This window comes from Roseomonas nitratireducens, from assembly GCF_017813355.1.
Taxonomy (GTDB): Bacteria; Pseudomonadota; Alphaproteobacteria; order Acetobacterales; family Acetobacteraceae; genus Neoroseomonas; species Neoroseomonas nitratireducens.
This window is the reverse complement of sequence record NZ_JAGIYZ010000035.1, coordinates 19,653-30,669: the sequence shown is the minus strand read 5'-3', so window position 1 is coordinate 30,669 and position 11,017 is coordinate 19,653. Positions and strand designations below refer to the sequence as shown.

The window sequence follows — 11,017 nt, the reverse complement described above, 5'->3', positions numbered from 1 at the left end:
GGCGGCGGCGCTCGGGGGGGTCGGGGCGCGCACGGCGCGGCGCGTGCCGGCGGGCGCCGCGGGGGTGGCGGCGATCGGGGGGCTGCTGCCACAGCCTGTGGCGGGTCAGCCACAGTGTCTCAGCTAAGTCGCGCCCGGGGTTTCTGCGCGGTTGCCGGACGACGCGGAGGCGGGCGATAGTCCGCCCCAGGCCACCACGCCGTCCTTCCGTCGTTCGCGGGGGAAGCGGCGGCGGACCTGCCGGGGGGCAGGACGGCCCAGGGAACTGCCGGTTCGCCGGCCTTGAGGAGGACTTGAATGCGCAAGATTCTGATGGGGACGACCGCCGTTGTCGGCGCCGCCCTCCTGGCGCCGGCGGCTTTCGCCCAGGCGCCGGTCACCACGACGCCGGGCCAGGGCGGCCTGCGCGGCGATGCCACCGGCACGTCCGCCGTGGTCGCGCCGGCGCCGGCGATTTCCGCGCCGGGCGGCCTGAGCATCCGCATCGGCGGCTACTTCGACTTCCGGTCGGCCTACATCCAGGACGATTGGGATCGCGCCCGCAGCCGTAACTCCGCCGCGGCGAACGGCGGTGGCCCGAACGCGGTGGCCCGCAACCGCTATGACTTCCAGAACGACAGCGAACTCTTCGTGTTCGTCGATGGCCGCGCTTCCAACGGCCTGACCTACGGCGCCGAGTTCCAGTTCCAGATGGACGGCGTCGGCGGCACGGGCAACACCGTCGTCGACCTGGACGAGGCCTTCATGTTCGTCGGCACGCCGACGCTGGGCCGCCTGACCTTCGGCCAGGAAGACAACGCCGCGTCGCTGATGCAGGTGCGCGCCCCGGGCGTGGGTGAGCTGGCGGACGGCAACTGGTCCGACTTCATCATCCACAACGGCCTGTACGGCAACCCGTACCTGCTGGCCGGCATCAACGACGGCAACGACTCGACGAAGATCATCTACACCTCGCCGCAGTTCGCCGGCTTCGACTTCGGCCTGTCCTACGCGCCGCAGTCGCGTTCGGAAGGCCGTCGCATCGAGAATACCGGTACGCTCGGCGGCGCCGCGGCGACCTTCCAGCGTGACCGCGTGACCGCCGAGAACGAGATCGCGGTGGCCCTGCGCTATCGCGGGACCTTCGGCCCGGTCGGCGTGAACGCCGGCTTCGGCGCGATGTTCGCCGACTCCGCTCGCCAGAACGCCGCGGGTCAGTCTCTCGCGCCGAACGCTCGCGCGCAGGCGATCAACGCCTACACCGTCGGCCTGAGCGTCGCGGCCTATGGCTTCGCGGTCGGCGGCGAATACACCTGGGGTTCCTACAACAATGCCCCGGGCGGCGCTGCCCTGAACCCCGGCCTCGACGACAGCAACGCCTTCGTGCTCGGCGTGACCTACACCGTCGGCCCGCTGATCCTCGGCGCGAACTACGGCGTGGCGAAGCAGGACAACGGCACGAGCCCCGCGGGCGTCGCCCTCTCGGACCGCACGCACACCTACTACGGCTTCGGCGTCGTCTATAACCTCGCGCCGGGCCTCGCGCTCTACGCGTCGTACCAGAACATCAACGACGAGAACCTGCCGACCGCCGCGCCGTCCAACGCGACGTATGGCGGCACCGGCACCACGCTGGCGTCCTTCAACGGCACCAGCACCCGGACCATCAACTTCGGTCTGGCTGGCATCCGTCTCGCCTTCTGATCGACGGAACGTGACTTTTCGGGGGGCGGCAGGGGAGACCCTGCCGCCCTTCGTCTTTTCAGCGCCCCAATTGAAGCGCTAGAACACGGGCCCATGACCCGCGCCATTCCCACCCGCCGTCCCGCCCGCGCCCTTGCGGCGCTCGGCCTGCCCCTGATCATCGCCGCCTGCAGCGGCTCCTCGGACAATCTCCGGGAGGTCGGGCGAAACGAGTACAACAGCGACAGCGGCCGGTCGCGCGTGGCCGGGCGGCTGACAGGCGCCGATGACGGCATCGTCCTGTTCGGCACCTCCCGCACCCCGCGGGAGGATGGCGGCGCTGGCGCCGGCGCCGGCCTTGGCGTCAACGCCTATCTCTGGCGCGCGACGCTCGACACGCTGTCCTTCATGCCGCTCGCCTCGGCCGATCCCTTCGGCGGGGTCATCATCACCGACTGGTATTCCCCCCCCGGCGCCGGCGGGGAGCGGTTCAAGGCGACCGCCTATGTCATGGGCCGGCAGCTGCGGTCCGATGGCGTGCGCGTGTCGGTCTTCCGGCAGGTGCGCGGCGGCAATGCCTGGGTGGACGCGCCGGTCGCGGCCTCCACGGGCGCCGAGCTGGAAGACCGGGTCCTGGCGCGGGCCCGAGAATTGCGGAGCCAGACGGCCGGGCGCTGACCGCCCGATGGCCTGAACGGACGAAGGCCAGGCGGCGCGGCCTGGCATCTTCCCGTTGCGATTGCCGCCCAAGGTTCGGACCCGGTCCGTCGCGCGTGTTCAAGGCGCGGACTGGACGCGCAGGTGACGCGCTTTTCCCTTCCGAGTTCCTCGAGCCCCTGGCAGGCTCGCGCCGTGCCCGTCCCGTGAAGCGGATCGCCGACCCGTTCGTCGCCCGCGCGATACCGCGGTCGCGGATCAGGCGCTAGGAATCCTTGGCGTCGCGGCTTATGCATCGCGGCACCATGAACGACGCCCCGACCCCGTCCCCGCGCTACGATTTCCGCGCCGCCGAGCCTCGCTGGCAGGCGGAATGGGATAGCCGCGCCTGCTTCGCCGTGCCCGACGTGCCGCCGCCCGGCGCGCGCAAGTACTACGTGCTGGAGATGTTCCCCTACCCCTCCGGCAAGATCCACATGGGGCATGTGCGGAACTACACGCTGGGCGACGTGGTCGCCCGCTACAAGCGCGCGCGTGGCCATCTGGTGATGCACCCGATGGGGTGGGACGCCTTCGGCTTGCCGGCCGAGAACGCGGCGCGCGAACGCGGCGTGCATCCAGCGCAATGGACCTACGCCAACATCGCCAACATGCGCGACGAGCTGAAGCGCATGGGCCTCAGCCTGGAATGGGCGCGGGAATTCGCCACCTGCGATCCGGAATACTACGGCCAGCAGCAGCGCCTGTTCCTCGATTTCTGGAAGGCCGGCCTCGTCGAGCGCAAGGAATCCTGGGTGAACTGGGACCCGGTGGACGGGACCGTCCTGGCGAATGAGCAGGTGATCGACGGGCGCGGCTGGCGATCCGGCGCGCTGGTCGAGAAGAAGAAGCTCAGCCAGTGGTTCCTCGCCATCACGAAGTTCGCGCCGGACCTGCTGGACGCCCTCGGCACGCTCGACCGCTGGCCGGATCGCGTGAAGCTGATGCAGTCCAACTGGATCGGGCGCAGCGAGGGCGCGCGGCTGCGCTTCGCGCTGGCCGAGCCGGTCGGCGACATGACGGATGTGGAGGTCTTCACGACGCGGCCGGACACGCTGTTCGGCATGTCCTTCCTCGCCGTCGCGGCGGAGCACCCGCTGGCCGCGGCCGCGGCCGCGGCGAACGCGCAGGCGGCGGCGTTCGTCGCCGAATGCCGGCGCATGGGGACCTCGGAAGCCGCGATCGAGCAGGCGGAGAAGAAGGGCTTCGACACGGGCTTCCGCGTGAAGCACCCCTTCACCGGGGCCGAATACCCGGTGTGGATCGCGAACTTCGTGCTGATGGAATACGGCACGGGGGCGATCTTCGGATGCCCGGCGCATGACCAGCGCGATCTCGACTTCGCGCGGAAATACGGGCTGTCGGTGACGCCGGTGGTGCTGCCGCACGGCGCCGACGCCGCGGCCTTCCAGGTGGCCGACACCGCCTTTACCGAGGACGGCACGGCGTTCAATTCGGGCTTCCTCGACGGGCTGCCGGTCGCGCAGGCCAAGCGCGCGGCGATCGACGCGCTGGAGAAGGGCGGCAACGGCCAGGGCGTGGTGAACTGGCGCCTGCGCGACTGGGGCGTTTCCCGCCAGCGCTACTGGGGCTGCCCGATCCCGGTGATCCATTGCGACGCCTGCGGCGCGGTGCCTGTGCCGGCGGAACAGCTGCCCGTGCGACTGCCCGACGACGTGGATTTCTCGAAGCCGGGCAATCCGCTCGACCACCACCCGACGTGGAAGCACGTGGACTGCCCGTCCTGCGGCAAGCCCGCGCGGCGGGAGACGGACACCTGCGACACCTTCGTGGATTCGTCCTGGTACTTCGCGCGCTTCTGTTCCCCGCGCGCTGAGGTGCCGGTGACGCGCGAGGCGGTCGATGCCTGGCTGCCGGTTGACCAGTATATCGGCGGGATCGAGCACGCGATCCTGCACCTGCTCTATTCGCGCTTCTTCTCCCGCGCGATGAAGGCGACCGGCCACCTGGCCGTGGAGGAACCCTTCGCCGGGCTCTTCACCCAGGGGATGGTGCAGCACGAGAGCTACAAGGGTGCCGATGGGCGCTGGCTGTATCCGGAGGAGGTGGAGTTCGCGACCGCCGCCGACGGCACGCGCAGCGCCACGGTGAAGGGCACGAACGAGGCGGTGACGATCGGCCGCGTCGAGGCGATGTCCAAGTCCAAGCGCAACACCGTCGATCCCGGCGCGATCATCGCGAAATACGGGGCGGATACGGCGCGCTGGTTCATCCTGTCCGACAACCCGCCCGAGCGGGACATGGAGTGGACGGAGTCCGGCGTCGCCGGCGCCTATCGCTTCACGCAGCGCATCTTCCGCATGGTGGAGGCGGCGCTGCCCGCGCTGCCGCCGCCGGGTGCGGCGCCGGAGGCCGAGGGCCGCGCGCTGCGCCGCGCGACGCACCGGACCATCGCCGCGGTGACGGAGGCGCTGGAGACCTTCGCCTTCAACGTCGCCGTCGCGCGGCTCTATGAATTCGCCAATGCGATCGAGGCGGCGAAGGATGCCCCCGGCGGGGCGCGGCGGGAGGCGCTGGAGATGCTCGCGCGGCTGTCCGCGCCGATGATGCCGCATCTGGCGGAGGAAGCCTGGTCCCTGCTGCGCCCGGGCGATGCGGCGCTGGTCGCCCAGCTGCCCTGGCCGGAGGCCGACGCCGAACTGCTGGTGGCGGAGACCGTGACGCTCGCGGTGCAGGTGCTGGGCAAGCTGCGCGCGACGATCGAGGTGCCCGCCGGAGCGAGCGAGGAGACGATCTTCGCCGCGGCCGAGGCGGAGGAGAACGTGCAGCGCGCCCTGGGCGGCAAGCCGATCCGCAAGCGTATCCACGTGCCGGGGCGGGTGGTGAACCTTGTGGTCTAGGCGAAGCATCCTCGTCCTGGGGCCGGCGCTGCTCGCGGGCTGCGGCTTCCGCCCGATGTATGCCGAGCGGGCCGATGGCGGCGGCGCGGTCGCCGGGCTGCGCCAGGTGCGCGTCGCGCGCATCCTGGAGCGGAACGGGCAGCTGATGCGCCGGCGGCTCGAGGAACGGCTCGCGACCAACGAGGCCACCGCGCGCTACGACCTGCGCGTGGGGCTGGCCTTCGGGGCGGAGGTGCAGGGCTTCACGCGGGACGGCACGCCGACGCGCGTGCGCTACACCGGCACGGCCACCTGGTTCCTGTTCGACACCAACACGCCGCCGCGGCTGGTGGCGCGCGGCGCGGAACGCACCTTCGACGCCTTCAACGTGCCGGACAATCAGTTCTTCGCGGCCGAAACGGCCCGGCTGGCGATGGAGCAGCGGCTGGTGGACCAGTTGGCCGAGGACATCGTCCGCAGCCTGTCGGTGCGCTTCGAATCCGGGCCGCCGCAGGCGGGCTGAGAAGCGCGTGGCGAAGCTCGACGCGCGCCGCATCGCGGGCTTCCTGGCCGATCCTGGTGCGGCGCGGCTGGTGCTGGTCTTCGGCGAGGATGGCGGGCTGGTGCGGGAGCGCGGCGACGCGCTGGCGCGCGCGGTGGCCGGAGACGACCCTTTCCGGCTGGTGGACGTGCCGCGGGAGGCCGCGGCCAAGGACGCGACGCTGCTGGCCGCCGAGGCCGCGACGCCTGCGCTGACCGGGGGTCGGCGGTTGGTGCGCGTGCGGGACGCGACGGATGGCCTCGCCAACGCCGCCAAGGCCGTTCTGGCTGGCGCCGGCCCCGGCATCGTGCTGCTGGAGGCCGGGTCGCTCGACGGGCGAAAGGGCCTGCGTGCCGCGCTGGAGAAGGCGGGGCCCGAGGCCGCCGTGATCGCCTGCTATGCCGAGACCGGCGCGGCGCTGGAATCCTCCATAACCGCGGCGCTGAAGGAGTACGGCGTGACCGCCGAGCCTTCCGCCGTGGCGTGGATGGCGCAGCGGCTGGGCGAGGACCGGCTGGTAATGCGGCGGGAATGCGAGAAGCTCGCTTTGTATGTCGGCGCCGGCGGACGGGCGACGGAGGAGGATGCTTTGGCCTCCCTGTCGGAGGGCTCGGCGCTCGACCTCGATGCCGCCTTGTCGGCCGCGAGCGAGGGCGATGCGGCGCGCGCCGATGCCGCGCTGGAGGCGGCCTTCGCGGAAGGCGCGGTGTCCGTCGCCGTGGTGCGCGGCGCGCTGCGCCAGATCCAGCGGCTTGAGGCGGCTGCGCTGCTGGTGGCGCGCGGCGCCTCGGTGCGCGACGCGGTTGAGGGCTTGCGCCCGCCGGTCTTCTTCAAGGCGCGTCCTGCCTTCGAGCGCGCGTTGCGCTGCTGGCGGCCGGAAGCCTTGGCCGCCGCGGGGGAGATGCTGCTGGAAGCCGAGCGCCGGACGAAGACGACCGGCATGCCCGACCGCGCCGTCGCCCGCGCCGCGGTGATGGGTTTGGCGCGCGAAGCCTTGCGCGGTCGACGCGGTTGACTTCAGCTGTTGGCGACGTTTCTGCGCCTCATGGCGCGCTTTTAACCCGTTTATTCGATCTTTTCAGTATTGAATTCCTGCAATAGTCGGAAGGTCCAGGAAACTCAGTTTCCTGGCAGGGGAGCCCGAGGGGGCGGCGCCCCCTCGGAGATCAGGCTTCCGGATCGAGCAGGCGCAGCACGCCGTCGAGCTGGTCGAGATCCTGGTAGGTGATCGTCAGCTGCCCGCCCTTGCCGGCGCTGCGGATGCCCACCTTGAGCCCGAGCCGTTCGGTCAGCCGCCGTTCGAGCGCCGCCGTATCGGCGTCCTGCTTCGTGCTGCGCCGCGCGGCGGGATCGCGCGGCTCGGCCGCCGCGAGGGCTTCCGTCTGCCGTACGGACAGGCCGCGCACGACCACGAGGGCGGCGAGCCGCTCGGGGTCTTCGGCGCCGAGCAGCGCGCGCGCGTGGCCGGCGGACAGCGTGCCGGCGCGCAGCAGGTCGCGCACCTTGGGCGGCAGGTTGAGCAGGCGCAGCGTGTTCGCGACGTGGCTGCGGGACTTGCCCACGGTCTGGCCCAGGCTTTCCTGCTTGAGCCCGAACTCGCCCATGAGGCGCTGATAGCCTTCCGCTTCCTCGAGCGCGTTGAGGTCTTCGCGCTGGAGGTTCTCGACGAGGCCGGCTGCCATGGCGCCGCGGTCGTCGAGGTCGCGGATGACGACGGGCACGTCATGCAGCTTGGCCTGCTGCGCCGCGCGCCAGCGGCGTTCGCCGCCGAGGATCTGGAAGCGTCCAGGCGCGCCCGGCTTCGGGCGGACCAGGATCGGCTGGAGGATGCCGTGTTCCTTGATCGATGCCGCGAGTTCTGCGAGCGCCGCGGGGTCGGGCGTGGCGCGGGCCTGGAAGGGGCTCGGCTCCAGCGCCTCGACCGGCAGGTTGCGCGGCGCGCCTGTCTGGGTCGGGACGGGCGGCGGGTCCTTGTCCCCCATCAGGGCGGAGAGCCCCATGCCGAGGCGCGCGGGCTTCTTCATGCGGCGGGCTTCCTCGCGCGGCGTTCGCGCTTCAGCAGTTCCGCGGCGAGGTCGATATAGGCCTGCGCGCCGGCGGAGCGGTGGTCATACAGGATGACCGGCAGGCCGTGGGAAGGCGCCTCGCTGATGCGGACGTTGCGCGGGATGATGGTGGTGTAGACCTTGTCGCCGAAGAAGGCGCGGACATCGGCGGCGACGAGTTCCGACAGGTTGTTCCGCCGGTCGAACATGGTCAGCACGATGCCTTCCAGTTCGAGGCCGGGATTGAGCGCCCGCTTCACCCGTTCGACCGTTCGCGTGATCTGGGAGACGCCTTCGAGGGCGAAGAATTCCGTCTGCAGCGGCACGAGCACCGCGTTGGCGGCAACCAACGCGTTCAGGGTCAGCAGGCCGAGCGAGGGCGGGCAGTCGATCAGGATGATCTCGGTCCCCGCCAGCGCATCCGCCTGGGCTTCCAGCGCGTCGCGCAGGCGGCGTTCGCGGTGCTCGAGGCCGACGAGCTCGATCTCGGCGCCGGCGAGGTCCGGGTCGGCCGGGAGCAGCGTCAGGTTCGGGATCTTCGTCGGGCGAAGCAGTTCGCGCAGCGGCTTCTCGCCGGTGAGCAGCGCATAGGACCCTGCCCCGCGATCCTGCCGCCCGACGCCGAGCCCGGTCGAGGCATTCCCCTGAGGGTCGAGGTCGATGAGCAGCACCTTGCGCTTCGCGGCGAGCGCGGTGCCGAGGTTGATCGCTGTCGTGGTCTTGCCGACACCGCCCTTCTGGTTGGCGAGCGCGATGATGCGGGGCTGCGGGCGTTCAGGTGCCGGCACGGCGAATCTCATTGAGACGGAGGATGGTGGCCTCGGGGTCCGTGCGGCTTTGGAACCGCTCGACCGTGAAGTGCCAGTGCGCGGCGGCGCTCGTCAACTCCTCCTCCGCCGCGCGGCCCTTCGGGAACAGCGTGATGCCGCCCGGCGCCAGCAGTGGCGCTGCGAAACCGAGCAGCGTGTCGAGCGGCGCCAGCGCCCGCGCCGTGACCGCGGCCAGCGGAGGCAGGGAGGTCTGCTCGATCCGCTGCGCATGGACCTTCACCCGCTTCAGGCCCATGGCGGCGGCGGCCTCGATCAGGAAGGCGGCCTTGCGGCGATCCGACTCGACCAGATGCACCTCGCGGTCCGGCAGGGCGGCCGCGATCACCAGCCCCGGCAGCCCGCCGCCCGAGCCCAGATCCGCGATCGGTCCTTCCTCCGGCAGCAGGGGGACGAGCTGCAGGCTGTCCGCGACATGCCGTCGGTCGATATCCGCCGCTGTCCTGGCCGAGACGAGGTTGATGGTCGCGTTCCAGCGCAGCAGAAGGTCGCGATAGTTGGCGAGCCGGGCGTCGCGCGCCGGGTCCTGTTTCACGTGAAACGCGCGCCTTCCCGCCGCAAGGCCACAGCCAGGGCGGCGAGCGCGGCCGGGGTGATGCCGGGCAGCCGGCCGGCGGAGCCGAGCGTCGCCGGGCGCGCGGCGGCCAGGCGCTGCCGCATCTCGGCGGAAAGGCCAGGCACGGCGGCGAAATCGAGCGCCGCGGGGATGGGCGTCCGCTCCTCCCGCTCGAGCAGGCGCATTTCGGCATCCTGGCGGCGGAGATAGGGGGCGTAGAGCGCTTCCGCTTCCAGCTGCGCGCGGACCGACGGGGAGACATCCCGCAGCCAGGGAAAGGCACCTTCGGCCGCCGCCGCCGCGATGCCGGGCAGGGCCAGCACCTCCAGCACGCTCCGGCGCCGCCCGTCCTGGTTCACGGCGATGCCCTGGGCGGCGAGCGCGGCAGGCGTCGCGCCATCCGCCCGGGCCCGCGCGAGCGCGTCGGACAAGGCGGTGGCGAAGGCGCGATGGCGCGCGGCACGCTCCGGCCCGACGCAGCCCCAGCCGATGCCCTTTTCCGTCAGCCGGAGCCCGGCATTGTCGGCGCGCAGAACCAGGCGATGCTCCGCCCGCGCGGTCAGCATCCGATAGGGCTCGCTGACCCCATGCAGCACAAGGTCGTCGACCAGCACGCCGACATAGGCCTCCCCGCGCGTCAGCACCTTGTCCGGCGCGGTGCCGGAGGCACGGCTTGCGGCGTTCAGCCCGGCCATCAACCCCTGCGCGGCGGCTTCCTCATACCCGGTGGTGCCGTTGATCTGGCCGGCCAGGAATAGTCGCGGCACCGACCTGACCTCGAGCGCCGGGGTCAGCGCCCGCGGGTCGACATGGTCGTATTCGATCGCGTAGCCGGGGCGGACAATCCGCGCCCGCTCCAGCCCGGGGATGGAAGCGATCATCGCCGCCTGCACATCCTCGGGCAGGCTGGTCGAGATGCCGTTCGGATAGACCGTGTCGTCGTCCAGGCCCTCGGGCTCCAGGAAGATCTGGTGGCGCTCCCGCTCCGCGAAGCGGACCACCTTGTCCTCGATCGAAGGGCAATAGCGCGGGCCCACCCCCTGGATGCGGCCGCCATAGACGGCGCTCTGGTGCAGGTTCGCCCGGATCAACGCATGGGTCGCCGGCGTCGTCGCGGTGATGCCGCAGACCACCTGGCGGTTCGTGATGCGCTCCGTCATCCAGGACAGCGGCTCGGGCGGATCGTCCCCGGGCTGCGCTTCCAACTCGCCCCAGGCGATCGTCCGGCCATCGAGCCGCGGCGGCGTGCCGGTCTTCAGCCGCGCCAGCGGCAGGCCCAGCCGCTCGAAGGCCAGCGCCAGGCCGATCGCGGGTGCATCGCCGACCCGGCCGGCCGGGATGCGCCGCTCGCCGATATGGATCTCGCCACGCAGGAAGGTGCCGGTCGTGACCACCAGCGCCCCGCAGGCGAAGCGCTGCCCGTCGGCCGTCAGCACGGCGGCGATCCCGCCATCGGGGGCGGTCTCGATCCCCTCCGCCGCGGCGGCCAGGATCGTCAGGCCGGGCTGGGCTTCCAGGAGGCCCCGCACCGCGGCGCGGTAGAGCCGCCGGTCCGCCTGGGCGCGCGGGCCGCGCACCGCCGGGCCCTTGGACCGGTTCAGCATCTTCACATGGATCGCGGCGGCATCCGCGGCGCGGGCCATGATGCCGTCCAGGGCATCCACCTCCCGCACCAGATGGCCCTTGCCCACGCCGCCGATCGCGGGGTTGCAGGACATCTCGCCGAGCGTCTCGATCCGATGCGTCAGCAGCAGCGTGCGCGCGCCACAGCGCGCCGCAGCCGCGGCCGCCTCGCAGCCGGCATGGCCGCCGCCGATGACGATGACGTCGCAGGGGTCGTGCATGGATGG

At 71.7% G+C, this 11,017-nt stretch carries 9 protein-coding genes; 5 read left to right on the top strand and 4 right to left on the bottom strand.

The genetic code is table 11. From position 1 onward, the window contains the following. Positions 1 to 297 precede the first annotated feature (297 nt). The 5 genes from J5Y09_RS22670 (at position 298) to holA (ending at position 6,754) form a co-directional block, all read left to right on the top strand. Entirely contained in the window at positions 298 to 1,683 is a 1,386-nt protein-coding gene (locus J5Y09_RS22670; protein WP_209354138.1) for a porin, read from the top strand. Between the two features lie 93 nt (positions 1,684 to 1,776). Then, positions 1,777 to 2,340 (top strand): DUF3576 domain-containing protein, encoded by a 564-nt coding sequence (locus J5Y09_RS22665; RefSeq protein WP_209354137.1) that lies wholly within the window; start codon positions 1,777 to 1,779, stop codon positions 2,338 to 2,340. Between the two features lie 284 nt (positions 2,341 to 2,624). Beyond that, positions 2,625 to 5,219 carry a leucine--tRNA ligase gene (gene leuS / locus J5Y09_RS22660; RefSeq protein WP_209354136.1) on the top strand — a complete coding sequence of 865 codons (2,595 nt, stop codon included), beginning with the start codon at positions 2,625 to 2,627 and terminating at the stop codon, positions 5,217 to 5,219. Next, a complete protein-coding gene (gene lptE, locus J5Y09_RS22655; RefSeq protein WP_209354135.1) occupies positions 5,209 to 5,721 on the top strand; it encodes an LPS assembly lipoprotein LptE in 513 nt (170 codons plus the stop codon). Before leuS ends, lptE begins: the two co-directional genes overlap by 11 nt. A gap of 7 nt (positions 5,722 to 5,728) precedes the next feature. Then, positions 5,729 to 6,754, top strand: coding sequence for a DNA polymerase III subunit delta (holA, locus tag J5Y09_RS22650; RefSeq protein WP_209354134.1), 1,026 nt, complete (start codon positions 5,729 to 5,731; stop codon positions 6,752 to 6,754). A 151-nt stretch (positions 6,755 to 6,905) separates the two neighbouring features. Here the strand turns inward: holA and J5Y09_RS22645 are convergent, their stop codons facing one another. From J5Y09_RS22645 to mnmG, 4 genes are read right to left on the bottom strand one after another with little or no spacing between them, the layout of a single operon-like run. Beyond that, a complete protein-coding gene (locus J5Y09_RS22645) occupies positions 6,906 to 7,763 on the bottom strand; it encodes a ParB/RepB/Spo0J family partition protein (RefSeq protein ID WP_209354133.1) in 858 nt (285 codons plus the stop codon). Continuing rightward, complete coding sequence (locus J5Y09_RS22640) at positions 7,760 to 8,584, bottom strand: ParA family protein (protein ID WP_209354132.1); 825 nt, start codon at positions 8,582 to 8,584, stop codon at positions 7,760 to 7,762. Before J5Y09_RS22640 ends, J5Y09_RS22645 begins: the two co-directional genes overlap by 4 nt. After that, positions 8,559 to 9,146 (bottom strand): 16S rRNA (guanine(527)-N(7))-methyltransferase RsmG, encoded by a 588-nt coding sequence (rsmG, locus tag J5Y09_RS22635; protein WP_209354131.1) that lies wholly within the window; start codon positions 9,144 to 9,146, stop codon positions 8,559 to 8,561. The genes J5Y09_RS22640 and rsmG overlap by 26 nt, the downstream gene beginning before the upstream one ends. Next, the gene (gene mnmG / locus J5Y09_RS22630) at positions 9,143 to 11,011 is read right to left on the bottom strand and encodes a tRNA uridine-5-carboxymethylaminomethyl(34) synthesis enzyme MnmG (protein WP_209354130.1); all 1,869 of its coding nucleotides are present in this window, start codon (positions 11,009 to 11,011) and stop codon (positions 9,143 to 9,145) included. The genes rsmG and mnmG overlap by 4 nt, the downstream gene beginning before the upstream one ends. Between the last annotated feature and the right edge of the window lie 6 nt (positions 11,012 to 11,017).

Excerpts from the sequence above, each read along its gene's own strand:
- J5Y09_RS22670 (WP_209354138.1), top strand. The coding sequence starts at position 298 with ATGCGCAAGATTCTGATGGGGACGACCGCCGTTGTCGGCGCCGCCCTC.
- J5Y09_RS22640 (WP_209354132.1), bottom strand. The coding sequence starts at position 8,584 with ATGAGATTCGCCGTGCCGGCACCTGAACGCCCGCAGCCCCGCATCATC.
- J5Y09_RS22645 (WP_209354133.1), bottom strand. The coding sequence starts at position 7,763 with ATGAAGAAGCCCGCGCGCCTCGGCATGGGGCTCTCCGCCCTGATGGGG.
- J5Y09_RS22665 (WP_209354137.1), top strand. The coding sequence starts at position 1,777 with ATGACCCGCGCCATTCCCACCCGCCGTCCCGCCCGCGCCCTTGCGGCG.
- mnmG (WP_209354130.1), bottom strand. The coding sequence starts at position 11,011 with ATGCACGACCCCTGCGACGTCATCGTCATCGGCGGCGGCCATGCCGGC.
- leuS (WP_209354136.1), top strand. The coding sequence starts at position 2,625 with ATGAACGACGCCCCGACCCCGTCCCCGCGCTACGATTTCCGCGCCGCC.